The following is a 24,290-nucleotide window of genomic DNA, read 5'->3' as shown; positions in this document are numbered from 1 at the left end:
GCCGGACAGGCCGCAGGCCGGAGCATCGCCCCGAGGAGTCCCCATGAAGGCCGAACCCGTCGACCCCGTCTGTACCGAGCTGCCCAGCGCCGCCCGCGGCGGCCCGGTCAGCCACGCCGTCTCACGGGTCGCCCGGCTGCACCGGATCGCCGCCGGCAAGGCACTCAGGTGCGCCGGGCTCTACCCCGGCCAGGAGTTCCTGATGATGTACCTGTGGGACGCGGGTGCGGCACGCCAGTCGGAGCTGATCAAGGCGGTCGACCTCGATCCGTCGACCGTCACCAAGATGCTCCAGCGGCTCGAACAGGCCGGTCATGTCCGCCGCCGCCCCGACCCGGACGACCGGCGGGCCGTCCTGGTCGAGGCCAGCTCGGACAGCTGCGCGCTGCACTCGGATGTCGAGCGGGCCTGGACGAAGCTGGAGGAGCGCACGCTCGCCGGCCTGGACGCGACGGAGCGCACCGAGCTGGCCCGGCTGCTGGCCAGGGTCGAGGAGAACCTCTCCCGGGAGACCGAGAACTGCCCGGAAAGCCGCTGACCGGTCAGCCCGCGAGCACCTCCAGCGCGTGGTCCACATCGGCCTGCGTGTTGTAGAGGTGGAAGGCCGCCCGCAGATTCCCGGCCCGGACCGACACCTCGATGCCGGCCCGGGCCAGCGCCGACTCGCGGCTTCCCAGCCCCGGCACGGCGACGACCGCGGACCGGCCGGGCACCGGCTCGTGACCGATCCCGGCCAGCGCGGAACGGAACCGGGCGGCGAGCCCGGTGTTGTGGGTGTGCACGGTGTCGATGCCGATCTCGGCCATCAGCGCGAGGGAGCGCTCGGCACCGTGGTAGGCGAGGAAGGCAGGCGCCTCGTCGAAGCGGCGCGCGGTGGCGGCGAGCCGGCCGACGGGCCCGTACGTGCTGTTCCAGCGGTCCTCGCCGGCCACCCAGCTCGCGTACAGCGGCGACAAGGTCTCCTGCGCCTCCTCGGTGACGGTGAGGAACGACGTACCGCGCGGGCAGAGCAGGAACTTGAAGCCGCCCGTGACCGTGTAGTCGTACGCTCCGGCGTCCAGCGGCAGCCAGCCTGCGGACTGGGTGGCGTCGAGGAGGACCCGGGCGCCGTGCGCGGCGGCCGCCGCGCGAACCGCCTCGAGGTCGGCGATCCGGCCGTCGGCGGACTGTACGGAGGAGAGGGCGACCAGCGCGGTCGTGGGCCGCACCGCCTCGGCCATGCCGTCCAGCGGGGCGTACCGCATCCGCAGATCCCCACGGACCGAGAGGGGGCCGACGACCGAGCTGAACTCCCCCTCGGGCACCAGCACTTCGGCACCCGGCTCCAGTGAGGCCGCGATCAGACCGACATGGACGGCGACCGAGCTGCCGGTGGCGACCCGGTCGGGACCGACACCGACGAGCCCGGCGAACCGGGTCCGTGCGGCGTCCACGGCGTCGAAGCTGCCCGCGCCCGCACCGGTGCCCGCGGCATTCTCGTCGGCGAGCGTCTTCACCGCCTCCACGGTGCGGCGGGGCAGCAGCCCGCAGCTGGAGGTGTTGAGATACGTGGACTTGGGCGCAAACTCGGCGGCTACGGCCTGGGTGAGCGAGGAGATCTCCATGCGTCCAGCCTGAATGCCCCTCAACTCATCGTCAATCACGAAGAATTGAGGGGTACCCCCAAGCAATGCTCATCGATGCAGTTGAGCGGCCGACCGGGGCGGCGCAGGGTCAGCCCTGGCTGCCGGCCTGCGGAACCTCGCAGGCCCCCTCGGCGTCGCAGGCCGCTCCGTCCGAGCCGATGGCGGTCAGCGGACGGTCCTTCCACGCCTGCTCCAGCGCCTGCGCGAAGACCTCGGCGGGCTGGCCGCCGGAGATCCCGTACCGCCGGTCGAGGACGAAGAAAGGCACGGCGTTGGCGCCCAGTTCGGACGCCTCCTGCTCGTCGGCCCGCACCTCGGCCGCGTACGCCTCCGGGTCGGCGAGCACGGCCCGCGCCTCGTCGCCGTCGAGCCCGGCCTCGAGGGCGAGCTCGATCAGCACCTCGGCGTCGAAGACGGACCGCTCCTCGGCGAAGTTCGCCCGGTAGGCGAGTGTCAGCAGCTCGTCCTGGCGTCCGCGGGCCTTGGCGAGGTGGAGCAGCCGGTGGATGTCGAAGGTGTTTCCGTGGTCGCGCCCCTCGGTCCGGTAGCCGAGCCCTTCGGCGTGCGCGTTGGCCGCGACGTTCGCCTCCATGGACCGGGCTTCCTCACGGGTACGCCCGTACTTCTGCGCCAGCATGTCGATCACCTGGGCGGTGTCGCCCTTGGTGCGGCCCGGGTCTAGCTCGAAGGACCGGTGCACGACCTCGACCTCGTCGCGATGGGCGAACCCCGACAGGCCCTTCTCGAAGCGGGCCTTGCCGATGTAGCACCAGGGGCAGGCGATGTCGCTCCAGATCTCGACGCGCATGACTCTTCTTCTCTCCAGGCTGTTGTGCAGATGGATCGTGCCGCGGCCCCGGCACGGTTGTGAGGGCAGCACGGAGGCACCCTCCGCTCGTTGCATGAACACGCCCCCGGACCCTGTCATTCCCGACCGAGCCGGAGGGCCGTCGGCTACTACTCGTCCGGCTCGACGATCGGGCGATCGCTGACGAGGGCCACGATGATCATCGGGGCGTCGCCGTCGCACTGGTTGACGGAGGCCGCGACCCACACGTCCGTGGCTCCGGGACCGGCGGCCACCGGCCCCCACACCGACAGATCGCCGAGGCAGTCCTCGTCGCACAGTGCCTGGAAGAGCGGCGGCATGGGCTCGTCCGCGATCTTCCGGAAGATCGGCACCCGCATGCCCACCTTGCGGTGGGCACCCCACCGACGGTCCAATTCCGCCACGAGGCCGTCCAGATGCCCGCGGGCGGCTTCGTCCGCGTCATTCCACTCGGGCGCGTACACGCCGACGAGGCTGTCGCTCTCCCAGAGCGGAAGGATCCGGAAGCCCTCGCCCGAGGTTGCGGTCCACTCCCCCGTGACCGGGTCCCCCTGGCTGTCCGTCGGTCCGCTCGCCGGTACCGGCCCGGCCAGCAGCGTCTCGATGTCGGACAGCGCGCGATCGATCTCGAACGCCTCGCCCATCCGGGCCGTCACAGCGTGGCCCGCTCCATCGGACTGGGCAGCGGCTGCAGTGCACCCGCGTCCCGCAACTGCAGGTAGGTCCGGAGTACGTCCTTGACGTTGCCACGCGGAGCGACGTCGAGGAGCACGCCCCCACCGCGCAGTTCCTTGCGCGCGACCGCCATGCCGTCCGGCAGCAGAGCCGCACGCCCTGGGGAGAGATAGCCGATCCAACCGATGGAAGGCTCACCGACGGCGAAGCCGCCGTCGTCCTCCAGGGCGTCGAGCACGTCGTCATCGGTCACATCACCGAAATCCGGCTCCCACACCTCGGCGACAGCCGTGAGGAGCTCGGCGTCGGGGATCTCGGCGGTGTCCGGCGATTTGATGCCGATCACCATCGACTGGAGGAGGAACTCCGAGGTGCCGCCCCCGGTCCCACTGACCTCGATCTTCCAGTCCGGCTCGCCCGCGAGGACGAGTTGCAGTCCGGAGCCGATACGGGCCGACCAGCCGTGGGCTTCCTGGGCCGCGTGCAGGGCGGCGAGAATGGACTCCTCGTCCTGCAGGAGATCGGTGGCGGGCCCGCCCGAGTGGATCTGCCGCCACGTCCGCGTGTCACCCGCAACCGAACCGGAGCCGACGGCCGGAAGAAGCCCGGCGAGCTGGTCCAGGGTCAGCTTCCAACGTCGGGCCAGCACCTCGGCCGACTCCACCCGAGGCCCCCAGAAGCCCCGCACCACACGTCGCATGTTGCCTCCATCATCTGCCGTCCCCTGGTCCGGCCCGAGCAAGCACCCCGTCCACGCTAGTCGAAAGCCCCGGGCTTCCTGGTGCTGTCCCCCGTCTTCTGCGCGGTGTAGACGACCTTGACCCGCAGACCTTTCTCCCGGAACGCCTTGCGGGCGGCCTTGGCCACCTCCGGGTTGGAGAAGTGCCATTCGACGGCACGGCCGCCGGACGCGTCGATCTGGCGCTGAGCCTCGTCGACGAACTTCTGCTTGCCGGAATCGGTGAGCGTGCTCTTGTCACTCTTGGAGAGGTAGCTCTCGTAACCGTTCTTGGCCTCCAGGAACGTCTGCCGACCGGAGTCCCAGCCGTCGTACTCCACCTGCGGCACGCCCTCGTCCGGGTGCGCGACGACGTACTCCTTGCCGCGCTTGGTGCCGGTGACCTGTTCCTGGTAGCGCAGCCAGGACTCGTTCTCCCAGTTGGGCGGAGGGTTGCGGTCGCGGCTCGCCCAGTAGCCGTCGCCGAGGTCGGCGGACCCCAGCTCCGGGTCCTTGAGATCCTCGGCCCACTCCGGCGGGTTGTAGTTGCGCGGGTCGGAGGTGTCGTTGCGCTTGGGATCGGGATACGGCTTCTTGTCCGCCAGCGCCTTGGCCGCGCGATCCTTCTCCTCGGCACGCTTCTTGTCCGTCCAGGCGGCCCGTTCCTGCTCCCGGGCCTCCTTCGCCTTGGCCTCGGCCGCCTTGTCGCAGCCGTCGTCGGCGAGGATCACATGGTCCGGGGGCCCTGCCGCGAGCACCCCGGTTCCGGCCCCGGGGATCCCGCCGTAGCCTCCGTAGCGCACCCGGGGGCCGAGGGCGATGCTGCAGCCCGTCTTGCGCGCCGCATCCTCTGCTTCGTCCGCCGCCTCGTCGGCCTCCTTGGCCGCCTTGCGGACACCGTCGATGTCTCCGACCTCAGCGGCCTTACGGGCGCGGCGCGCGGCGTTGCCGGCGTTCTCGGCGGCTTCGGCCACCTTCGCGGCGACCTTGCCGAGCTTGCCGAGCTTGCTGGCCTTGCCGACGACCTTCGCTACGTCGTAGCCGGGGATGAAGAGCGATCCGATGTTCCAGACGACGTCGGTGACGGCCCGCGTCTTCTCGCCGTTGTTCCAGCGGTCCCGCACCTCGTCGCCGACGAACATGTCGTCGCCGACCTTCACGACGGTGTTGACCGAGGCCTTGCCCCAGTCGCCGAGCGCACCGAAGTAGTCGCCCTTGTCCCACTTGCTCCCGGCGTCCTTGGAGTCCTGCATCCACGTGCCGCCCAGCTGCTTGCCGTAATCGGCCAGGCCGGACCAGGTCTCGGGCTTGAACAGGTCGATGATGCCGGTGACATCGCCCCAGACACCGTCGACGGCGAGGCCCTTGACGACCTGCGTGGTGCGGTCCCATGCACAGCCGAAGAAGCCCCAGCCGCCGCAGTCCTCCTTCTTGTCCCCGTCGTTCCCGGAGTCGCCGGAGTCGTCGGAGTCCGCGTCCGAGACGGGGGTGTCGTACGTGGCCTCGGGCTCGGTGCTGGTCTCGGGGTAGGTGTCGGTGCCCGGACCGTCGGGTCCGCCGGTGCCGCCGCCGGATCCGGTGGCGGAGCCCCCGCCGGCGCCCCCGCTCGCTGTCCCGGCGGTGGAGCCGCCGGCGCCGTTCGCACCACCCGCGCCAGTACCGTTCGCACCACCCGCGCCGCTGCCGCTCGCACCACCCGCACCGGTGGATCCCGCATCCGTGCCACCGGCGACGGCGCCGCCGTTGTCGGCGCCGCCCGAGTCCGAACCCCCGGCGACGGCGCTGCCACCCGCGTCCGAACCGCCCCCGTCCGTACCGCCCGCGGTCCTACCGGCGCCGACCGTGTCGCTGCCGGTGCCCGCCACCTCGCACGACGTGCCCGTGAGCGAGCAGATCGCCGCCTGGAGACGGTCCGTGATCTGGCCGCCGACTCCGCTCAGCACCAGCGCGCCGATGAGCGCCACGACGATCAGGACCAGGCCCAGGTACTCCAGAGCCGTCTGCCCCCGGTCCCGCCGCCAGGTGATCATGTGGGAGAGCGAGAACTCGGGCTTGTCCTCCCGGGCCCGCACCGGCAGCCGGAACCACTCGCGGCTCTGTGTCCGGGTGAGGAGCACCAGGATCAGTACGGGCAGGAACACCTGGGTGAAGCCGTGCACCGACCCGTTCGCAACGTTGGCGAGGCCGCCGAGGATCAGCCACACCTGTACGGCGATCAGGCCGCCCCATACACCCCTGCCGCCGGTCCAGGCGCGTCGCGAGAGAATCCAGCCCAGGACTCCGGGCGCGGCCCCGTACAGCGCGAGGCCGATGACCACGCCGCCCATCGCGTCCGCGGCGAGCGCGGAGCCGAACAGCCCGAGGCCGCCCAGCACGGTGGCTCCGAACAGGACATGCAGCAGGATGCGGGCCGCTCCGAGTGCCCGTGGCAGCTCCCGTCGCCCCTCACCCGGCGCCGGAGCGTCACCTCCGTATGCGGGTATGCCACCGATCGCGGACATGCCTTGTCTCCCCCAACCAGACCTGCCGACAAGCAGAGTGATGCCCGTTCAGGCTAGGGGCGCTGTGGGTGGGAGTCTTGGGCCCCAGGGCCCAACTCCGGTCCCAAGAAGCCGTGGTGAGGCTCTGGCGGGGGCGGGGCCGTCAGCTCACCGTGCGGCGCAGGACCAGATGGGTGCCGACGTGCGGGTGGTCGGGATCGGGGGCCCAGCCCCGGTCGGCGTAGAAGGCCTGGGCGCGGGTGTTGTGCACGAAGACTTCCAGCCGGGCGCTGTCCACTCCGGCCTGCCGCCAGGCGTCGACGCAGGCGGTGTGGAGTTCGGTGCCGATTCCGGTACGCCAGTGGGACGGGGAGACGTGGAGTTGCGTGAGGTGCATGACGCCGTCGCGTACGGCGAAGGCCGCGATGCCGGCGAGGGTCCCGTCCCGCTCGGCGCAGAGCACGGTGGCGTCCGGGCGGTCTATGGCGCGGGACCAGCCACCGCGGCTGCGGCCGACCTCGGCGGCACCCGCGTACTCCTCCTCCGGGAGGTGGCCCCGGTAGTAGGTGGCGCGGGCCTCGGTGTGCAGCTGGACGACGGCGTCGAGATCGGCGGGCGTGGCAGTTCTGATCATGAGGGGAGGGACGCGACGGGTCGGCCCGTGGTTGCGACGCCGGTCCGCCCGGCGGCCGTCCGAGAAGGCGGCGCCGATCGTGCGCGGACGGGCGGGAGCCGCCTCGGCGGCCGGGTGGCCGCCGAAGCACCGAGCGCGGTCGCCGCCATGAGCTGTCACCCGGTTCCGCCTCCCGTCCGCGCCCGTCCGCTCGGCGGACGGGCGCGGACGCGAGGCGACTCAGCTGCCGTCGCGCAGATCGTCGAGCCCGGTCGGGCGGAACGCGATCCGGTCGAACGACGCCTCGCAGCCCTCGCCGGTCGGCGACTGGACGAGGAAGCCGATCGACGCCGCTGCCGCGTCGCCGAGGTCGAAGACGCGGACGAAGGTCCACTTCTCGCCGTCGGCCGAGGCGTGGAAGGCGAACGCGCTGCCGTTGCGGCTGAGCCGCAGCCAGCAGCTTTCGCCGTCCACGACGAAGGCGTTGGCGTCGTCGGAGCGGCCGCGGGTGACGACGGTGCAGATGGTGGGGTCGGCCGGGGAGAGTTCCAGGCAGAGCTTCGCCCATTCCCGTTCGCCGACGTGCAGATAGAGCACCCCGGCGTCGAAGGCCGCTGCGAAGCCGACGTTCACCCGGGCGATCAGCTGGAAGTCGCCGTCCGGTGCCACACCGAGCAGGCGCGGTGCGTCGCTCGCGGGGTCGAGGGCGTCGCCACCGGGCGGTACGAACCGGTCCTGGCGGACGCCCGCCCGTCCGGTCAGTACACCGCCCTCGTACGACCACTGCCCCTCCGGTCCGAACGACCGCAGCTCAAAGGGGAGTTCGGGAAGGATCGGCGTCATGCGCGGCGTCCGTCCACCCGGCGCGGCAGGCCCAGCGGGTTGTCCTCGCGCAGTTCCGGCGGCAGCAGTGCCTCCGGTGTCGTCTGGTAGCTGACCGGGCGCAGCCAGCGTTCGATCGCGGTGGCGCCGACCGAGGTGGAGGTGGAGGTGGTGGCCGGGTAGGGGCCGCCGTGGTGCTGGGCGGGGGCGACCGCGACACCGGTCGGCCAGCCGTTGACGAGGACCCGGCCGGCCAGCGGGGTGAGGGCCGCGAGGAGTCCGGGGGCGTCGGCGTCGGCGCCCTCCTCGGCGATCTGGAGAGTGGCGGTGAGGTTGCCGGGGAGCCGGGACAGGACGGCGGTGATCTCGTCCTCGGAGGCGTACCGGGCCACGACGGTGACCGGGCCGAAGCACTCCTCCAGGAGCGTGTCGTGCGGGCCTTCGGTCGCCAGCAGGTGCGCCGGTACGGTCAGGAAGCCGGCGGAGACGGTGTGGTCACCACTCGCGCCGGGGGTGACGGGGGCGTCCACGTCCGGGAGTTCGGCCCGGGCCCGTACACCTGCGACGAAGGCGTCCCGCATCCGGTGGTCGAGCATGACCGCGGCCTCGCTGTCGCTGACCGCGTCGGTCAGCGACTTCAGCAGCCGGTCGCCGGTCTCGCCCGTCGGGGCCAGGACGAAGCCGGGCTTGGTGCAGAACTGGCCCGCGCCCATCGTCATCGAGCCCGCGAGCCCGGCACCGATCTGCTCGCCGCGCTCGGCGGCGGCCGCCTCGGTGACGACGACGGGGTTGAGGGAGCCGAGCTCGCCGTGGAACGGGATCGGGGTGGGCCGGGCGGCCGCCGCGTCGAACAGCGCCCTCCCGCCGCGGATCGAGCCGGTGAAGCCGGCGGCGGCCACGAGCGGGTGCTTGACCAGCTCGACGCCTGCCTCGAAGCCGTGCACCAGGATCAGTACGTCCTCGGGCAGGCCGACCTTGGCGGCAGCCCGGCGCAGCACGGAGGCGCACAGCTCGGAGGTGGCGGGGTGGTCGGGGTGCGCCTTGACGACGACCGGGCAGCCGGCCGCCAGGGCGCTGGCGGTGTCGCCGCCGGGTACGGAGAAGGCGAGCGGGAAGTTGCTGGCCGCGTAGACGGCGACGACGCCGAGCGGGATCTTGTAGCGGCGCAGGTCGGGCCACGGCGGGGTCCGGGTGGCGTCCGCGTGGTCGATGTGGATGTCGAGGAAGGCGCCCTCGTCGACGACCTCGGCGAAGGCCCGCAACTGGGCTGCGGTGCGGGCGAGCTCACCGGTGAGCCGGGCCGGGCCGAGTGCGGTCTCCGCGTCGGCGGCCTCGATCACGTGCTCACCGGCCTCGGCGAGCAGATCGGCCGCGGTACGCAGGAAGGCGGCGCGTACGGTGCGGTCGGCCAGCGAGTCCCGTACGGCATGTGCCGCCCTGACGGCACGGTCGACCTCCTCCGCTGTAGCCTCCACCGCAACCTGCTCACGCGGGTTCCCGGTGCGGGGGTCGACGCTCCAGACTGGTGCTGCTGCCACCGTGTTTCCTTCCGCTCCACTGCCACACATCAGAAGTTGTTCGGTATTCTGAACAGAGTTCCTGATCGTGAATATGTAGGGACTCTATTTCCGGGCGTTCCGTGTTGGCAAGAAGTCGCAGGGTTTCGCAAGTGGGCTGGAAGGGGCGTAGGGCGATGTCGGTTGCCGAGTCAGGTGGGGCACAGGTCAAGTCCGCGGTACGGACGGTGGAGCTGCTCGAGTACTTCGCCGGGCGGCCCGGTATGCATTCGCTGGCGGCCGTGCAGGAAGCCGTGGGCTATCCCAAGTCGAGCCTCTACATGCTGCTGCGCACCCTGGTCGAGCTGGGCTGGGTGGAGACCGACGCGACGGGGACGCGGTACGGCATCGGCGTGCGGGCGCTACTGGTCGGCACCTCGTACATCGACGGCGACGAGGTCGTCGCGGCCGCCAGGCCGACGCTGGACAGGCTCTCCGACGACACCACGGAGACCATCCACCTGGCCCGCCTCGACGGTACGAACGTGGTCTATCTCGCCACCCGGCAGTCCCAGCACTATCTGCGTCCCTTCACCCGCGTCGGCCGCCGGCTGCCCGCCCACTCCACCTCGCTCGGCAAGGCGCTGCTGGCCACCCACAGCGACGAGCAGGTCCGCAAGATGCTGCCGGAGACGCTGCCCGCGCTGACCGAGCACACCCTCACCGACCGCGAGAAGCTCATCGAGGAGCTGCACGTCATCCGCGAGCAGGGGTATGCGGTGGACCGCGAGGAGAACACCCTGGGGCTGCGGTGCTTCGGGATCGCGATCCCGTACCGGACTCCGGCGCGCGACGCGATCAGCTGCTCGGTGCCGGTCGCCCGGCTCACTCCCGCGCACGAGCAGATGGTCAAGGACGCGCTCTTCGACGCGCGGGACCGTCTGACGCTGGCCACCCGGAGGCTCTGACCGATGAGCGCGGCCGAGGTGACCCTGCGCGAGGTGCGCGGCAGCGATCTGCCGCTGTTCTACGCGTACATGTGCGATCCGGAGTCCGTCCGCACGGCCGCGTTCACCAGCGAGGACCCCACCGACCGGGCCGCGTTCGACGCCCACTGGAGGCGGCTCCTGGCCGACCGGACGATCGTGATGCGGACGGTGCTCGCCGACGGCGCGGTGGTCGGCAACGCCGGGGTGTACGGGCCCGAGGGCGACCGCCAGGTCACCTACTGGATCGACCGGGCGCACTGGGGCCGCGGGCTCGCTACCGCCGCGCTGCGGGCGCTGCTGGACGCCGTGCCCGAACGTCCGCTGCACGCCCGGGCGGCGGCCGACAACACCGGTTCGCGCCGGGTGCTGGAGAAGTGCGGCTTCACCGTCACGGGCGAGGACCGGGGCTTCGCGCACGCCCGCGGCGAGCTGACCGACGAGCTGCTCTTCACCCTGGCGCCCCCGGCCGGCCGGACGGACGAAGGGCGCTCCGCGACCCGGTGACGGGTCCGCGCCGACCGGCCGCGGCCGGTCGGGCAGTCTGAAAAATCGGTGAGAAGCGGCACGGACGGGAACGCGCCGGACCGCCCCGCTCGTCCCTCCAGCGGGATGAACAGAACAATCAGGCGTGCTTCGGTCTTCTGTCTGCTGCTGGTCCTCGCCCTGCTGGGGCGGGCGACCTGGGTGCAGGCGTACCAGGCCCGAGCCCTCGCGGACGACGACCATAACCGGCGGAAGACCATCGCGCAGTACGCGCAGCCGCTCGGCGACATCCTCGTGGCCGGATCACCGGTCACCGGATCGAAGGGGACCCAGGCCGGCGATCTCGCGTACAAGCGCACATACACACAGGGCGAGCTCTATGCCGCCGTCACCGGGTACAGCTCGCAGGCGTACGGCGCCACCCAGCTCGAAGGGATCTACAGCCATGTGCTCGACGGCACCGACGACCGCCTGAAGAACCCCCTCGACGTGGTGACCGGCAAGCAGGCGGCGCCCGGCAGTGTGCTGACGACGATCGACCCGGATGTGCAGAAGGCGGCGTACGACGCGCTCGGCGACGACAAGGGCGCGGCCGTCGCGATCGACCCCGGGACCGGACAGATCCTGGGAATGGTCTCCACCCCCTCGTACGACCCGTCGAAGATCAGCGGGACGTCGGACGGCGACACCTGGCAGGAGCTGCTCTCCGACCCGGACAAGCCGCTGGTCAACCGGGCGCTGCGGCAGCCGCTGGCACCCGGCTCGACGTTCAAACTGGTGGTGGCGTCGGCGGCACTGGAGAACGGCCTCTACAGCTCGGTCGACGAGCGCACGGACAGCCCCGACCCGTACACGCTGCCCGGCACCTCCACGGTCCTGAAGAACGAGAGCGCCTCCGCCCCCTGCGAGAACGCGACCCTGCGCACGGCGCTCCAGTACTCCTGCAACAACGTCTTCGCGAAGGTCGCCGCCGATCTCGGCGAGGACAAGGTGAGGGCGATGGCGGAGAAGTTCGGCTTCAACACGGAGAAGCTGGATGTCCCGGTGCGCGCCTCGAAGAGCGTCTATCCGTCCGGCATGGACAAGTCGTCGACGGCGCTGACCGGCATCGGCCAGTTCGAGGTCACCGCCACCCCGATGCAGATGGCGATGGTCTCCGCGGCCCTCGCCAACGGCGGGGAGCTGGCGGCGCCGCACATGGTGTCCGAGGTGACGGACTCGGACGGCAACGCCCTGCAGAAGTTCGCGGACGGTGACACGAAGCGGGTCGTCTCCGCCTCGACCGCCGAGCAGCTGCGCAGCGCGATGGTCACCGTCGTCGAGCAGGGCACCGGCACCAACGCCCGGATCGACGGGGCGGAGGTCGGCGGCAAGACGGGCACCGCGCAGAACGGAGTGGGCAACAGCAACACCCCGTACGCCTGGTTCACCTCGTACGCGAAGGACAGATCCACCGGCAAGGAGGTCGCGGTCGCCGTGGTCGTCGAGGACTCGGGCTCGGCGCGCTCCGAGGTCAGCGGCAACGGACTGGCGGCGCCGATCGCGCAGAAGATGATGAAGGCGGCGCTCAAGAGGTGAGGAAGCGTCCGTCCGGCTCGGCGGCCGGGGCCCCGTGCCGGACGGACGACGGGCTGTGCGGGGCGGCACCGGCCGCGTTGTGCGGCTTCGGTGCCGACCGGCCGGATCGCCCCGCCGCAGCCGCTACTTCACGCCGAGCAGCTGCTCGATCGGGTCGATCGCGAAGTACACCGCGAACAGCGCCGAGGTGCCCCAGAGCAGCCAGTGCACCTCGCGCGCCTTGCCAAGGACGGTCTTGATGACGACGTACGCGAGGAAGCCCGCACCGATGCCGTTGGTGATCGAGTACGTGAAGGGCATCACGGCGATCGTGAGAAAGGCCGGGATGGCGACCTCGTAGCGCTCCCAGTCGATGTGGCGGACCTGCGCCATCAGCAGGAAGCCGACGGCGATCAGGGCAGGTGCGGCGGCCTGGGCCGGGACGACCGTGGCGAGCGGGGTGAGGAACAGGGCGACGGCGAACAGCGCGCCGGTGACCAGGGAGGCGAAGCCGGTGCGGGCGCCCTCGCCGACGCCGGCCGCGGACTCGATGTAGGACGTGTTGGAGGAGGCGGAGGCCGCGCCGCCCGCCACGGCCGCGACGCCGTCGATGAGCAGGACCCGGCCGAGGTTCGGGACCTTGCCCTGCTCGTCGAGGAGTCCGGCCTCGTTGGAGACGCCGACGACGGTGCCCATCGTGTCGAAGAAGTCGCTGAGGATCAGGGTGAAGACCAGCAGGACGATGGTGACGACGCCCACCTGCTGGAACGCCCCGAAGAGGCTGAAGGAGCCGATGAGGCCGAAGTCCGGGGCGGCCACGACGTCGCCGGGGAGGGACGGAACCGTCAGGCCCCAGGCGGCCGGGGCGATGTCGGCGATCTCGTTGATGACGATCGCGACGACGGTCATCACGACGATGCTGATGAGGATGGCGCCCTTCACCTTGCGGGCCAGCAGTGCGACGGTCAGCAGCACACCGAGGCAGAAGACCAGGACCGGCCAGCCGGAGAGCTGCCCCGTGCCACCGAGCTGGACGGGTACGGAACCGGTGTCGCCGGGGATGCGGGTGGCGAAGCCCGCGTCGATGAAGCCGATGAACGCGATGAAGAGACCGATGCCGACGCTGATCGCCTGCTTGAGGGCGGGCGGGATGGCCTGCATGACGGCCTCGCGCAGCCCGGTGACGACCAGGACGCAGATCAGCAACCCCTCGATGACGATCAGGCCCATCGCGTCGGGCCAGCTCATCAGCGGTGCGATCTGGAACGCGACGACGGCGTTGAGTCCGAGTCCCGCGGCGATGGCGAGCGGCAGATTGCCGCCGAGCCCCATGATCGCGGTCATCACGGCGGCCACCAGGGCGGTGGCGGTGACGAGTTGGGGACCTGAGAGATGGGCGCCGAACTTGTCCTCGGCCGAGCCGAGGATGATCGGGTTGAGGACCAGGATGTAGGCCATGGTGAAGAAGGTGGCGAAGCCGCCGCGTATCTCGCGTCCGAAGGTCGAGCCGCGATCACTGATGGCGAAGTAGCGGTCGACGGCGTTGCGTTGCACGGTGCTTTCCGGCATGGGCGCTCCTGGGTGCTTGAAGGTCCCTCGGTGGGTAGCTGGATTGTTCCTTCGGACACCGGGTCTTCAGGTTTTCGCTGTGTTACGCCTTACTGGGGTCACGCACCCGAGTCGAAGCGCTTCCGGGGTGCGCTGGTACGCTCGCGCCCCGTCCGCACCCGGCGGGCGGTACCGGGGAACGTACACAGCGGGACAACGCGCGTACAGGGAATCGAGTGCACAGAGAGGTACCCGTGGGCACAGTCGTCGACGATGCCGCTGCCGCCGAGTTCCATGAGTTCTTCGAGGCCCATTACGCCGAACTCGCCCGGCTCGCCCATCTGCTGACCGGTGAGGCCGACGCCGCGGACGATCTGGCGGCCGATGCGCTGCTGGCGCTCTGGCACCGCTGGGACCGGGTCAGGAACGCCGACCATCCCGTCGCCTACGCGCGCGGCATCGTCGCGAACCTCGCCCGGACCCGGATCCGCAGCGCCGTGCGCGAGCGCCGCAGGATCGCCCTGTTCTGGGCGCCGCGCGGGGGCGGATACGCGGTCGACGACCCGGATGTGTCGACGATAGTCGACGTCCAGGGGGCGCTGCGCAGACTGCCGTTCCGCAAGCGGGCGTGCGTGGTGCTGCGGCACGCCTTCGACCTGTCGGAGCGGGACACCTCGCTGGTGCTGGGCATATCGGTGGGCACGGTGAAGAGCCAGACCTCACGCGCCGTGGCGGAGCTGCAGCGGCTGCTCGGTCCCGACACGCCCGCCGCGCAGGTGCAGGTGGCTGTCGCGGCGCAGCGCGACGGAGGAAGGCACTGATGGACGACAAGCTCCGTGAGCGGCTGCGCACGGCTGCCGAGGCGCACCGCCCCGACCGGGAGCGGATGCTGGCCCGGCTCGAACGAGGAATGGCAGAGGCGCCTTCCGCCCGCACTCCGCGCGCACCGCGCGGCCCGCTGCCGTGGCTGCGGGTGGTCGGGGCGACGGCGGCGGTCTGCGGCGTGCTGACCGCCGGGGCGTACGCCGTCACTTCGGCGGGCGGCGGGCAGACGCGGGGCGGTCAGCCGGCAGCTTCGCCGGTCCCGTCCGTCTCGGCCCCGGCGGCGCCGGGTCGCGTGCCCGAGCTGCGTACCGAGGACGGGCCGCTGTGGGCGGACGGCGCCGTCGACCCGCACAGCAACGCGTACTGGGCGCAGAGCAATGTGACGCTCAGGACGACGCAGCCGCTCTCCTCGCTCACCGTCGAACTGCGCATCGCTCAGACCGGCGGCGTCGACACCACCGGCTCCTGGCGCTCCCTGCCTGAGCAGGACTTCACCGCCTCGGCGCAGGAGAAGGGCGGCTTCCTCGTCTACCGGTGGACGCTGAAGCCGGGGCGCACGGTGCCGGTGGGTACGCACATGTTCGCCGGTCAGTACAACCACGCGGAGGGCGACCGGGGCGCGGACGGCGACTACTTCACCGCGAGTGCCGCCCGCACCACCGGGCAGCAGGTGTCCGTGGGCGACGACTTCACGTCCGGCCACTGACCCGAAAAGAATCCCGGACCCGGCAACCCTTCCTCCGGCGGCGGCGACCGGAGAGCGCAATGCTCCCCCACCCCCGAGGAACGGGACATCGAGATGAAGGAACGAGCCGCACTCCGCCACCACCGTCGGCGGCGCACCGGCCGGCGCCGCATGTATGCCGCCCTGACCGCCGCACTGGCTCTCACCGGCGCCGCCGTCGTCACGAGCCTGACGGTCCAGCCGGCCGGCGCGGCGACCACCGCGGTCGCCGCCTGGCCCACCCCGAACGGATCCCAGCCCGTCTCTGCGACCATCGCGGTCTCGGGGACGTACGACGGCGGGTTGAAGCGCTTCTATGGAAGTGGGGATCTCGGCACCGGAGGCCAGGACGAGGACCAGGATCCGATCTTCAAGCTGGCGAACGGGGCGGTTCTGAAGAACGTCATCCTGGGCTCGCCGGCTGCCGACGGCATTCACTGCTCGGGCAGTTGCACACTTCAGAACGTGTGGTGGGAGGACGTCGGCGAGGACGCGGCGTCCTTCAAGGGCACCTCGTCGAGTGCCGTGTACACGGTGACCGGCGGTGGCGCACGGAAGGCCTCTGACAAGGTCTTCCAGTTCAACGGCGCGGGCAGCCTGACCATCACCGGCGGGTTCCAGGTCTCCGACTTCGGCAAGCTGGTCCGCTCCTGCGGCAACTGCTCGACCCAGTACAAGCGCACCATCACCGTCAACAATGTCGATGTCACGGCCCCTGGCAGTGCCATCGCCGGCATCAACACCAACTACGGGGACACCGCGACGCTTCGCTCGGTACGTATCCACGGCGACAGCAGCAAGAAGATCAAGCCGTGTGTCCGCTACACGGGCAACAACACGGGTGACGAGCCGACCGAGACGGGCAGCGGCCCGGACGGCACGTACTGCCGCTACTCCGCCTCGGACATCAGCTACCAGTAGCCGTTCCCAGGTACGGCGCGACCGGGCTTCCCCGGTCGCGCCGCACCGCCCCACCTACCTGGAGCACTCCCCTCCCCGCAAGTGGCGTCTCACCCGCCGCCGGGTCCTCGGCGCAGGCGCCGTCGACGTCGCGACAGCCACCGGTTCCGGCCTGCTGTCCTCGGCGTCCGCAGCCTTCGGCTACAGCGACGACGGCTCGAACTACGTCATCCACACAGGGACAGTCGCCGTCTCCCGGTACGTCCCCGGATCGAGCACGACCGTCCGGTCCGCGCCGGAGACGTTGTCCACGGCCGCCTGGATGAACTGGCCGAGCCCGCTGCCAAGCCTGTCAGCAGAGTGCGACAGCGCGTCTCAGCACCCCTTCCAGGGCGTCCAGTCACCCAGATAGGCGGACCGGGTCTGCACCTGGGCGTCGGCATCCGTTAGTTGGGGCCGGTTCTCCGGGACGTTGATCCGCGCACCCGGGCCCGTGTTCCGGTACTCGGCGAAGCGCTGGGCCTGCCACGGATAGATGTCTTGCATGTTCATGTAGGGGGCGTCGGAGTCGATGCCCGGGCCGAGGACGCTCTCACGGACCGTCAGCATCGGTCTCGCCGTGGTGTCCGACCCCGGCACCCATGGGCGCGCCAGTTTGTAGTGGGCCACCGGGGCGCCGCTGGTGACATGGGAGTTCAGGACCAGGTAGCCGCGCGGGTTCGCGACCGCGGTGCTGGGCGCGAAGACAAAGCCGTAGGGAGCGGCCGTCAGGTCGGTACGGTCCAGGGTGCGGAAGTGGCAGTGCTCGTAGACGGCGGTGGCACGGCCGAAGACGAAGTCGACATCGCCTTCGACGTAGCAGTCGCGGAAGTACTGGCGGGCGAAGATCCCCAGGCCCATCGAGTCGGCGTACAACGTGTCCTGGTGGCCCAGGAACCGGCAGTTGAGGAACGCCGAGCGGTCGCCCTGCACCTTGATCGCGACGGCCTGTGTCCCGGAGGTGATGTCGGGGTGATCCGCGCGCAGCCAGTCGTTGGCGAAGGTGAGGTCGCGCGCGGTGAAACCGTCGGCCTGGACCGTGGTCGTGGCCGAGCCCGTCGTCCCGTACGTGCCGCCGGACGGCTTCGCCGTACCCGCGGCGTTGTCGTACACGATCACGGTGTCGCGTGGGTCGCGGGTCGTCCCGCGCAGGGTGAGATTGGTTGCGGTTTGGGGGATGAGGACGGTCTCACGGTAGACGCCGGGGGCGAGGACGATCGTCCAGCCGTCCGAGCGGACAGCACTGACCGCCGCCTGGACGGTGGTGTGGTCGCCCCGGCCGCGCGGGTCGACGTGCAGGATCTGCTGCCGAGTGGCGGCGGAGGCCCGCGGGGCGAGGGCGAGGGCGGTTGCGGCGAGGGCGCCGCTGAGGACGGACCGGCGTGCGAGGTGCGAAGTCATGCGGGAGGTGCCTCCGTTGCGCTCGAGGAACAGAGGGCGGGGCCGGAGCGGAATAGCGCGCCCCGGCCCCCGTGCGGAAGAGGGGAGTCAGCAGGTCTTTCCGGCGCCCGCACCACGGTCGACCAGCCCCGGGACGGCGCGCGGGTTGTCGATCCTGGTGCGCAGGACCGGGGTCCAGCCGGCGCCCGGGGTGAGCTGCTCCGCGGGAACTCCCGCGTTGTGGACGGCGATCAGGTCGGTTCTGCGGCCGTTGACGTAGTTGTCCCCGGCGGTGATCGGGGACTCCTTCCACTTCTTCAGGATGGTCGCCGGGTCGACCTGCGACGCGAGGGTGAAGGCGTTGTGCTCGGCGACGATCCGGGACTCCATGCCCACGCCGTAGCTGTAGCCGTAGGCGGCACCCGCCGTGGCGACGAAGTGGTTGTTGTACGAGTCGACGGCGCCGAATCGGACGCGGGGTGCGCGTTCCTTGAGGTCCTGGAAGAGGTTGTGGTGCAGGGTGACGCGGAGCTTTCCGCGGTCGATCGCCGCGGTGGCGGCGCTGTCGCTGTTGCCGATGAGCATGGTCTTGTCGTGGTTCTTCAGGATGTTCCAGGAGACGGTGACCAGGTCGGAGCCGCGGACGATGTCGAAGAGGCCGTCGTGCTGCTGGAACAGCTCGCCGTAGTAGCGCGGCTGGTCGGCGTCGGGCCGGTCGCCGTCGCTGAAGGTGTTGTGGTCGACCCAGACATGGCTGGATCCGGTGACGACGAGATTGTCGTACTCGGAGTTCCAGGCACCGGTCTCCCCGTCGGTGGGGTCCCACTGCGGGAAGCAGTCGTAGGTGTCCTCGAAGGTGATGTTGCGGACGATGACGTTCGAGACGTTGTTCACCTGCAGGCTGGCGCCGATGACGGTGGCGTCCTCGCCGACGCCGACGAGCGTGGTGTTGGACGGAACCTGGACCTCGACCGCGGCCTTCTGCAGGGCGGCGGAGGCGGCGCGGGCATCCTCCAGCGGACCGGACGGGAGCGCCTTTCCCCAGGTCGCGGGGTCGTAGGCGGCGAGGTACTTGTCCAGGGTGTAGCCGTCGGTCCGGTAGTCCTCGCAGCCGATGGGCGTGCCTTCGGCGTCGGAGTTGCCGTGGATGGTCCCGGCGATCCTGACGATCTTCGGTGCGTCGCCCGCGTCCTCGAAGGCGGCGATGAGCTCGGCCCGGTTGGTGACGGTGTAGACGTGGTCGGGCGTTGCCTGGGAGCCGCCCGTGGTGGAGCCGTCCGAGGCGGCCCAGCCGTCGCCGGCCGGGAGCACGGCGCGCTCGACGCCCTGGTGACGGGGGGCGGCCTGGGCGGGGACGGAGACGGCGAGGGCGAGCGAGGCGCAGCCCATCACCAGGGCAATGGCGCGAGCATGACACGTGCGTACGGGCATGGCGATTCCTTCGGTCGTAGACGTATGGCGAAGGTGGCGCGTGCGGAAGGGAGCGCGTGGCAGAGGTGCGAGCGGACGCGCGAGGAGATGTGCAGGAAGCCGTGCGGAGAGGGAACGCGCGGGAGCGAGGAACCGGCGGCGGGGCGCGACCCGGACCGCCGCCGGCCCCGGTCATCGGGGGTGTCGGCCGTGGCGTGAACGGTCGTCCCGGGTCAGCTCTTGCCCTGTTCCTTCCACTCCGCCTGGGCCTTGTTCAGCTCGTCGGCCATCTTGTCCAGAAAGGCCTTCGCAGTGGTCTTGCCGAGCAGCACCTTCTGGAACTCGGGCTCGTTGTCGGCCTTGCTGACGGTGTTCCAGTCGGGCAGGTAGTACGGGAGCTGGACGATGGTGGTGGAACCGTCGGTGAGGGCCTGGGCCGCGAGCTTGGTCGGCTCGGCCTCGGAGATCCAGGCGTCCTTGGAGGCCTCCGTGTTCGCCGGGATGAGGCCCGCCGTCTCGTTGAACTTCGAGTTCGCCTCATGGGAGGCGGCGAACTCGATGAACTTCCAGGCGGCCTCCTTGTTCTTGGAGGTCTTGAAGAGGCCGAGGCCGTCGACCGGGTTGGAGACCTGCACCCGCTTGCCGCCGGGGCCGGTGGGCTGCGGAATGCCGCGGAACTTGTCGACGCCGAAGGCCTTCACGTGGTCCTGGTAGGAGCCCAGGTTGTGATTCAGCATGCCGATGGTGCCGGAGTCCCACTGGGCGACCATCTTGATGAAGTCGTTGTTGAGGTCGGCGGACGGGGTGACCTTCTTGAAGAGGGCCGCGTACTTCTCCAGCGCCTCTACGTTCTTCGGGTCGTTGAGCGTGGTCTTCTCACCGCTCGGGTCCCAGAAGGAGGTGATGCCGGACTGCCCGTACATCGCGTCCATCGCCTGCGCGATGGAGCCGGCGCCGCCGCGGATGGTGTAGCCGAACTCGTTCTTCTTGGCCGCGGTGAGCTTGTCGGCGGCCGCGTAGAACGCGTCCCAGGTGGTCGGCTCGGCCAGGTCCGCCTTCTTGAACAGGTCTGTGCGGTAGTACAGCACACCGTTGTTGGCGGAGATCGGGATGTTGTACATGTGCTTGTCGGAGCCGCCGGCCGCCTTCACCGACCCGACCATGCTCTCGTTCAGCTTGCCGTCCAGGGAGGACTTGGCGGCCCGGTCCTCCAGCGGCTCCAGCGCGTTCTGGGCGGCCATCCCGGCGAGAATCGCCGTGCCGACGCCGCCGACGTCCGGCAGACCGCCGCCCTGGATGGCGTTGTCGTACTTGGACTGGGCCTCGGGGGCGGCCACCCCGACGTACTGGACGTCGATCTTCGGGTACTTCTTCTCGAAGTCGGCGATGATCTCCTTCCAGATGTCGGTGCGGACACCGCCGTTGTTGTCCCAGAAGACGATCTTACCCTTGCCGCTGCCTTCGGCACCCGCCGCCCCGCTGCCGTCGTCACCACAGGCGGTGGCGGTGAGGGCGAGCACCGTCGCGAGGGACATCGCTGCCGCGACACGTCCCTGCTGTGTCTTCGAGATGTTCATGGTCGGCTCTTCTCTCTGGGTTCTGTCGGTTCTGGTGCGGTTCGGTCGGTGATGCGGAAACCGGTGAAGCCGGCCGTCCCGGCCGGTCCCTTTCCGGCCGGTGCGGTGGCGAAGAGGCCGAGCAGTGCGCCGACCCAGCGCCATGGAGTCGCGGCGAACGGCTGCCCCGAGGTCCGGAACCCGGTCCCGTCGCCGGTGTCGGCGAAGAACCGGCAGCGGGCGCCCGTGGTGACCTCGATCCGGAGCCGGGCCCGGCCGTCGGGAGCCGGGCGGCTGTGCTCGGCGTCCCGTTCGTGTTCGGCGACGGTCTCGGCGTACCGGTGCACGAGGCGGATCCCGCCGTCCTCGGCGCGTTCGAGGCCGATCCAGTTGAAGGCGTCGCCGAGCACGGCCAGTCCCGCCTTGGCCCCGGTCTCGTCGCTGCCGAGGGCGACTTCGACCTCGACGGTGAACGTCTCGGCGGGCAGCCGCTGGACCAGCACGTTGGGCAGGGCCCGCAGGTCGTGCGCGTACGCGGTCCGTACGCAGCTGAGCCGCAGCCCGTCCCCGGCGTGCTCGACGGTCCAGCCGGGCCGCTGGTTCGCCATCCACTGCCACTGCCTGCCGTACCGCCCGCCCGGGAACTCGTCGCCGGCCGCCGGGGCTTCGACGGGCTGCTCGGGGGCGACCGGCTTGGCGTGTACGCGGACGGGTTCGCCGTGGTCGCCGAGGACCGGCCAGCCGTCCGCTCCCCAGCGCATCGGCTGGAGGTGGACCACCCGCCCGTACGCCCCACGCTCCTGGAAGTGCAGGAACCAGTCCTCACCTGCCGCGGTTCGGACCCAGCCGCCCTGGTGCGGTCCGTTGACGTCGGTGCGTCCCTGGGCGAGGACGACCCGTTCCTCGTACGGTCCGAAGAACTCGCGCGACCGGAACGCCCCCTGCCAGCCGGTGGTCACCCCGCCGGCCGGGGCGAAGATCCAGAATTCGCCGTCGTGCCGGTAGAGCTTGGGGCCTTCGAGGGTGAACCAGCCGGGGATCGGATCGGCGTCGATCAGGGTCTTGCCCTCGTCGAGGAGTTCGCGTCCGTCGGGGCTCATCCGGTGGCCGGTGATCCGGTTCTTGATGCCGGAGCGGGACTTCGCCCAGGCGTGCACGAGGTAGGCCTCGCCGGTCTCCTCGTCCCACAGCGGGCAGGGGTCGATGAGTCCCTTTCCCGCCTTGACGAGATGCGGGGTGCTCCACGGGCCGCGCACCGACTCGGCGTTGATCTGCTGGATGCCGTGGTCGGGATCGCCCCAGAAGATCCAGAACCGGCCGGCGTGGTGCCGCATGGACGGCGCCCACACCCCGCAGTCGTGGCGCGGTACGGCGAAGTCCGCGGCGGGTTCGAGGCGGTCGAGGGCATGACCGACGAGTGACCAGTTGACCAGGTCGCGGGAGTGCAGCAGCGGCAGTCCGGGGACCCGGCCGAAGCTGGACGCGGTGAGGTAGTAGTCGTCGCCGACCCGGATGACGTCGGGGTCGGACCAGTCGGCGTTCAGGACCGGGTTGCGGTAGGTGCCGTCGCCGAGGTCGGCGGTCCAGGGACGGTTCACGCGGTCACCGCCCGGCGGACGTATGCGGCGGCCGTCGCCCGGTCGAGCCGGCCGTCGGCGATGACGGTGATCACGCGGCGTACGACGGTGGCACCGGCCGGGACCGGCAGCCGCTCGGCGGCGGCCAGGGAGGAACCGACGCCCGGGTACTGGGTGGTCCGGACGAACCACGGGTCGCGCCGGGTCTCGTCGGTCGCGCCGGCGAAGACGAGGGTCCAGCCGTCGCCCGTCATGGCCACCCAGTCGGCGACCCTTCCGTGGACCGCTTCCTCACCGTCGCCGACTCCGCTGAACACGGCGGGCGCAGCGGGTTCCTTCGGGGCGCGCCAGAAGAAGCCGCCGTATCCGGCGCCGGGGCGGCCGTTGGTGGCGGGGCTGCCGATGGAGAGGTCGTCGGTGCCGCGGTTGGTGAGCGAGAAGGAGAAGTCCAGCGCCCAGGCGGTGCCGGAGAGTTCGGCGACGGCGACGGTGCGGTGCTCGCGCAGCAGCTCGGTGTCGTCCGCCACCCAGCTGAGCTCCTCCACGAAGCCGTCGGAGTCGCGGAGTTTCCAGCCGAGGTGGCGCTGGATCCCGTGGTTGTCGAGTGCGGTGGGGCCCTGCCCGGGTACGAAGGTGCGTCCGCCCCAGAAGTTGTGCCCGGCGACGTCCGGGACGGCGATCGAGGTGCCCAGGTGGTGGAGGTGGTCGGCCGGGCGCTCCTCGGTGACCGGGACGCCCGCAAGGGTGGTGACGGGGTGGAAGTAGGGACGGCCCTCGGTGGCGGGCAGGTAGGTGTAGCGGCCGACGGGGCGTCCGGCGCAGCTCAGGAGTGCGGATGACGCGGTCGATGCGGTCACGATGAACTCACCTCGGTGGGGAGCGCCCACGGGGCGCCGAGTTCGGAGAAGAGCGTGAGGGTGTCGGCGCCCGCCGCGACCAGGGCGTCGATGCCGCGGACCACCCGGCGCGCCCCGGTGGAGGCTGTCGCGGGTTCGGTGTGCCAGGCGTCGGAGGGCAGGGCGACGGGCTCCGGGGCGGTCCGTACGGCTTCGACGACCCGCATGAACGCGCCGGTGCGCTGCGGCGGTACGAGGAGTGCGGCCCGGCCCGCGAGGTGGTCGACGAGGTTCTCCAGGAGGTCGGTCCGCCCGTGCACGGCCTCCTCGGGGCCGTGTCCGGCGCGCTGGATCAGGACCCGGTCCTGCTTGTACCAGAAGGTGATCCGGCCGCGGTCGCCGTGGACGATGACGTAGGGCTCGCCGGCCTGTTCGGCGCACAGGGTGACGGCGGCGGTGACGGGCAGCCCGCGCGTGGTGGTGATGCGTACGCAGGAGGTGTCGTCGGCCTCGATGTCATGGGCGCGGAACAGCTCGGTCTCGATGGACGCCACGTCGTCGGCCGTCCCGCTGCCGGCGAGTTCGAGCGCGGTGGCGACGGCGTGGGCGAGGGGGTTGGTGAGGACGCCGTCGACGACGTCGGCCGTGCCGATCCTGCGCCGCCCGGCCCAGGGCGCCCGGTGGTAGTAGGCGTCGTCGCGGACCCACGCACCCGCGGCGCCGATGCCGTGCACGGCGCCGATGGCACCGGAGTCCACGAGTGCGCGGATGGCCGGCACGGCGTGCGAGCCGAAGGACTGGAAGCCGACCTGGCAGGCGATGCCGGCCGCCCGGACGCCGGTGACCATCCGCTCGAAGTCGGCGAACGTCGCGGCGGGCGGCTTCTCCAGCAGGAGGTGGACGGAGCGCGCGGCGGCGGTCAGGGCCAGTTCGGTGTGGGTCTGGATCGGCGTGCAGATGACGGCGACGCGAGCTCCGGTGGAATCGAGGAGTTCCCCGAAATCGGCTGACTGGGACGGGAGTTCACCGGCGAAGAGGGCGAGCTCGGTCTCGGTCAGCGGGGTCAGCTCGCAGATGCCGGCAAGGCGGACGAGGCCCTGGTCCTGGAGGCGGCGGATGTTGGCGAGGTGCCAGCGTCCGTGGCCGCGTGCGCCGGCGAGGACGACCGGGACGGGCGTCTGGACCGTGCTCATCCGGCCCTCCGCATG

General features: G+C 71.0%; 22 protein-coding genes. 7 read left to right on the top strand and 15 right to left on the bottom strand.

Annotated elements, in window-relative coordinates:
• Positions 1 to 43: 43 nt before the first annotated feature.
• The gene (locus OHB49_RS31890) at positions 44 to 538 is read left to right on the top strand and encodes a MarR family winged helix-turn-helix transcriptional regulator (protein WP_329164414.1); all 495 of its coding nucleotides are present in this window, start codon (positions 44 to 46) and stop codon (positions 536 to 538) included.
• A gap of 4 nt (positions 539 to 542) precedes the next feature.
• Here the strand turns inward: OHB49_RS31890 and OHB49_RS31885 are convergent, their stop codons facing one another.
• The 8 genes from OHB49_RS31885 to OHB49_RS31850 form a co-directional block, all read right to left on the bottom strand.
• Entirely contained in the window at positions 543 to 1,604 is a 1,062-nt protein-coding gene (locus OHB49_RS31885; protein WP_329164413.1) for an aminotransferase class V-fold PLP-dependent enzyme, read from the bottom strand.
• A gap of 109 nt (positions 1,605 to 1,713) precedes the next feature.
• Complete coding sequence (locus tag OHB49_RS31880; protein WP_329164412.1) at positions 1,714 to 2,433, bottom strand: DsbA family oxidoreductase; 720 nt, start codon at positions 2,431 to 2,433, stop codon at positions 1,714 to 1,716.
• A gap of 149 nt (positions 2,434 to 2,582) precedes the next feature.
• Positions 2,583 to 3,110 carry a hypothetical protein gene (locus tag OHB49_RS31875; RefSeq protein ID WP_329164411.1) on the bottom strand — a complete coding sequence of 176 codons (528 nt, stop codon included), beginning with the start codon at positions 3,108 to 3,110 and terminating at the stop codon, positions 2,583 to 2,585.
• On the bottom strand, positions 3,107 to 3,829 hold the full coding sequence (locus OHB49_RS31870) for a hypothetical protein (RefSeq protein ID WP_329164409.1): 723 nt from the start codon (positions 3,827 to 3,829) through the stop codon (positions 3,107 to 3,109). Before OHB49_RS31870 ends, OHB49_RS31875 begins: the two co-directional genes overlap by 4 nt.
• Positions 3,830 to 3,885: 56 nt before the next feature.
• Positions 3,886 to 6,348, bottom strand: a complete 2,463-nt coding sequence (locus OHB49_RS31865) for a Tox-REase-5 domain-containing protein (protein ID WP_329164408.1) — start codon at positions 6,346 to 6,348, stop codon at positions 3,886 to 3,888.
• Positions 6,349 to 6,490: 142 nt separating this feature from the next.
• A complete protein-coding gene (locus OHB49_RS31860) occupies positions 6,491 to 6,961 on the bottom strand; it encodes a GNAT family N-acetyltransferase (RefSeq protein ID WP_329164406.1) in 471 nt (156 codons plus the stop codon).
• A 219-nt stretch (positions 6,962 to 7,180) separates the two neighbouring features.
• A complete protein-coding gene (locus OHB49_RS31855) occupies positions 7,181 to 7,783 on the bottom strand; it encodes a DUF1349 domain-containing protein (protein ID WP_329164405.1) in 603 nt (200 codons plus the stop codon).
• A complete protein-coding gene (locus OHB49_RS31850; protein ID WP_329164404.1) occupies positions 7,780 to 9,300 on the bottom strand; it encodes an aldehyde dehydrogenase (NADP(+)) in 1,521 nt (506 codons plus the stop codon). Before OHB49_RS31850 ends, OHB49_RS31855 begins: the two co-directional genes overlap by 4 nt.
• Before the next feature lie 155 nt (positions 9,301 to 9,455).
• Between OHB49_RS31850 and OHB49_RS31845 the strand changes: the two genes are divergently transcribed.
• The 3 genes from OHB49_RS31845 to OHB49_RS31835 all read left to right on the top strand — a co-directional run bounded on the left by OHB49_RS31845 (position 9,456) and on the right by OHB49_RS31835 (position 12,308).
• Positions 9,456 to 10,226 carry an IclR family transcriptional regulator gene (locus OHB49_RS31845; protein ID WP_030919961.1) on the top strand — a complete coding sequence of 257 codons (771 nt, stop codon included), beginning with the start codon at positions 9,456 to 9,458 and terminating at the stop codon, positions 10,224 to 10,226.
• Between the two features lie 3 nt (positions 10,227 to 10,229).
• Positions 10,230 to 10,751, top strand: coding sequence for a GNAT family N-acetyltransferase (locus OHB49_RS31840; protein ID WP_329164402.1), 522 nt, complete (start codon positions 10,230 to 10,232; stop codon positions 10,749 to 10,751).
• Between the two features lie 105 nt (positions 10,752 to 10,856).
• Complete coding sequence (locus OHB49_RS31835; protein ID WP_329164401.1) at positions 10,857 to 12,308, top strand: peptidoglycan D,D-transpeptidase FtsI family protein; 1,452 nt, start codon at positions 10,857 to 10,859, stop codon at positions 12,306 to 12,308.
• A gap of 123 nt (positions 12,309 to 12,431) precedes the next feature.
• Here OHB49_RS31835 and OHB49_RS31830 read toward each other — a convergent pair whose 3' ends face one another.
• On the bottom strand, positions 12,432 to 13,856 hold the full coding sequence (locus OHB49_RS31830; RefSeq protein ID WP_329164400.1) for an NCS2 family permease: 1,425 nt from the start codon (positions 13,854 to 13,856) through the stop codon (positions 12,432 to 12,434).
• 233 nt (positions 13,857 to 14,089) lie between these two features.
• On the opposite strand from OHB49_RS31830, the gene OHB49_RS31825 reads away from it, so the two are divergent.
• The 3 genes from OHB49_RS31825 (at position 14,090) to OHB49_RS31815 (ending at position 16,305) form a co-directional block, all read left to right on the top strand.
• Positions 14,090 to 14,656, top strand: coding sequence for a SigE family RNA polymerase sigma factor (locus tag OHB49_RS31825; RefSeq protein ID WP_329164399.1), 567 nt, complete (start codon positions 14,090 to 14,092; stop codon positions 14,654 to 14,656).
• Positions 14,656 to 15,366, top strand: a complete 711-nt coding sequence (locus OHB49_RS31820; RefSeq protein ID WP_329164398.1) for a hypothetical protein — start codon at positions 14,656 to 14,658, stop codon at positions 15,364 to 15,366. The genes OHB49_RS31825 and OHB49_RS31820 overlap by 1 nt, the downstream gene beginning before the upstream one ends.
• 93 nt (positions 15,367 to 15,459) lie before the next feature.
• Positions 15,460 to 16,305: a pectate lyase gene (locus tag OHB49_RS31815; protein WP_329164396.1), complete on the top strand. Its 846-nt coding sequence runs from the start codon at positions 15,460 to 15,462 to the stop codon at positions 16,303 to 16,305.
• A 354-nt stretch (positions 16,306 to 16,659) separates the two neighbouring features.
• Here the strand turns inward: OHB49_RS31815 and OHB49_RS31810 are convergent, their stop codons facing one another.
• The 6 genes from OHB49_RS31810 to OHB49_RS31785 all read right to left on the bottom strand — a co-directional run bounded on the left by OHB49_RS31810 (position 16,660) and on the right by OHB49_RS31785 (position 24,275).
• Positions 16,660 to 17,724, bottom strand: a complete 1,065-nt coding sequence (locus OHB49_RS31810; protein WP_329164394.1) for a pectinesterase family protein — start codon at positions 17,722 to 17,724, stop codon at positions 16,660 to 16,662.
• A gap of 87 nt (positions 17,725 to 17,811) precedes the next feature.
• A complete protein-coding gene (locus OHB49_RS31805) occupies positions 17,812 to 19,134 on the bottom strand; it encodes a pectate lyase family protein (RefSeq protein ID WP_329164392.1) in 1,323 nt (440 codons plus the stop codon).
• Positions 19,135 to 19,346: 212 nt separating this feature from the next.
• Positions 19,347 to 20,690 carry an ABC transporter substrate-binding protein gene (locus tag OHB49_RS31800; protein ID WP_329164391.1) on the bottom strand — a complete coding sequence of 448 codons (1,344 nt, stop codon included), beginning with the start codon at positions 20,688 to 20,690 and terminating at the stop codon, positions 19,347 to 19,349.
• Positions 20,687 to 22,267, bottom strand: a complete 1,581-nt coding sequence (locus tag OHB49_RS31795; RefSeq protein WP_329164388.1) for a glycoside hydrolase family 43 protein — start codon at positions 22,265 to 22,267, stop codon at positions 20,687 to 20,689. The genes OHB49_RS31800 and OHB49_RS31795 overlap by 4 nt, the downstream gene beginning before the upstream one ends.
• Positions 22,264 to 23,103 carry a PmoA family protein gene (locus OHB49_RS31790; protein WP_329164387.1) on the bottom strand — a complete coding sequence of 280 codons (840 nt, stop codon included), beginning with the start codon at positions 23,101 to 23,103 and terminating at the stop codon, positions 22,264 to 22,266. The genes OHB49_RS31795 and OHB49_RS31790 overlap by 4 nt, the downstream gene beginning before the upstream one ends.
• Positions 23,100 to 24,275 (bottom strand): Gfo/Idh/MocA family protein, encoded by a 1,176-nt coding sequence (locus OHB49_RS31785; RefSeq protein WP_329164386.1) that lies wholly within the window; start codon positions 24,273 to 24,275, stop codon positions 23,100 to 23,102. Before OHB49_RS31785 ends, OHB49_RS31790 begins: the two co-directional genes overlap by 4 nt.
• Positions 24,276 to 24,290 lie beyond the last annotated feature (15 nt).

Source organism: Streptomyces sp. NBC_01717 (genome assembly GCF_036248255.1).
Taxonomy (GTDB): domain Bacteria; phylum Actinomycetota; class Actinomycetes; order Streptomycetales; family Streptomycetaceae; genus Streptomyces.
Note: the sequence above shows the minus strand (reverse complement) of the source record. Positions and strands in the feature narration are given on the sequence as shown.

What these genes read in the sequence shown, in the direction of transcription:
- OHB49_RS31890 (WP_329164414.1), top strand. Translation starts at nt 44, where the DNA reads ATGAAGGCCGAACCCGTCGACCCCGTCTGTACCGAGCTGCCCAGCGCC.
- OHB49_RS31885 (WP_329164413.1), bottom strand. Translation starts at nt 1,604, where the DNA reads ATGGAGATCTCCTCGCTCACCCAGGCCGTAGCCGCCGAGTTTGCGCCC.
- OHB49_RS31880 (WP_329164412.1), bottom strand. Translation starts at nt 2,433, where the DNA reads ATGCGCGTCGAGATCTGGAGCGACATCGCCTGCCCCTGGTGCTACATC.
- OHB49_RS31870 (WP_329164409.1), bottom strand. Translation starts at nt 3,829, where the DNA reads ATGCGACGTGTGGTGCGGGGCTTCTGGGGGCCTCGGGTGGAGTCGGCC.
- OHB49_RS31865 (WP_329164408.1), bottom strand. Translation starts at nt 6,348, where the DNA reads ATGTCCGCGATCGGTGGCATACCCGCATACGGAGGTGACGCTCCGGCG.
- OHB49_RS31860 (WP_329164406.1), bottom strand. Translation starts at nt 6,961, where the DNA reads ATGATCAGAACTGCCACGCCCGCCGATCTCGACGCCGTCGTCCAGCTG.
- OHB49_RS31855 (WP_329164405.1), bottom strand. Translation starts at nt 7,783, where the DNA reads ATGACGCCGATCCTTCCCGAACTCCCCTTTGAGCTGCGGTCGTTCGGA.
- OHB49_RS31845 (WP_030919961.1), top strand. Translation starts at nt 9,456, where the DNA reads ATGTCGGTTGCCGAGTCAGGTGGGGCACAGGTCAAGTCCGCGGTACGG.
- OHB49_RS31840 (WP_329164402.1), top strand. Translation starts at nt 10,230, where the DNA reads ATGAGCGCGGCCGAGGTGACCCTGCGCGAGGTGCGCGGCAGCGATCTG.
- OHB49_RS31835 (WP_329164401.1), top strand. Translation starts at nt 10,857, where the DNA reads ATGAACAGAACAATCAGGCGTGCTTCGGTCTTCTGTCTGCTGCTGGTC.
- OHB49_RS31830 (WP_329164400.1), bottom strand. Translation starts at nt 13,856, where the DNA reads ATGCCGGAAAGCACCGTGCAACGCAACGCCGTCGACCGCTACTTCGCC.
- OHB49_RS31820 (WP_329164398.1), top strand. Translation starts at nt 14,656, where the DNA reads ATGGACGACAAGCTCCGTGAGCGGCTGCGCACGGCTGCCGAGGCGCAC.
- OHB49_RS31815 (WP_329164396.1), top strand. Translation starts at nt 15,460, where the DNA reads ATGAAGGAACGAGCCGCACTCCGCCACCACCGTCGGCGGCGCACCGGC.
- OHB49_RS31810 (WP_329164394.1), bottom strand. Translation starts at nt 17,724, where the DNA reads ATGACTTCGCACCTCGCACGCCGGTCCGTCCTCAGCGGCGCCCTCGCC.
- OHB49_RS31805 (WP_329164392.1), bottom strand. Translation starts at nt 19,134, where the DNA reads ATGCCCGTACGCACGTGTCATGCTCGCGCCATTGCCCTGGTGATGGGC.
- OHB49_RS31800 (WP_329164391.1), bottom strand. Translation starts at nt 20,690, where the DNA reads ATGAACATCTCGAAGACACAGCAGGGACGTGTCGCGGCAGCGATGTCC.
- OHB49_RS31785 (WP_329164386.1), bottom strand. Translation starts at nt 24,275, where the DNA reads ATGAGCACGGTCCAGACGCCCGTCCCGGTCGTCCTCGCCGGCGCACGC.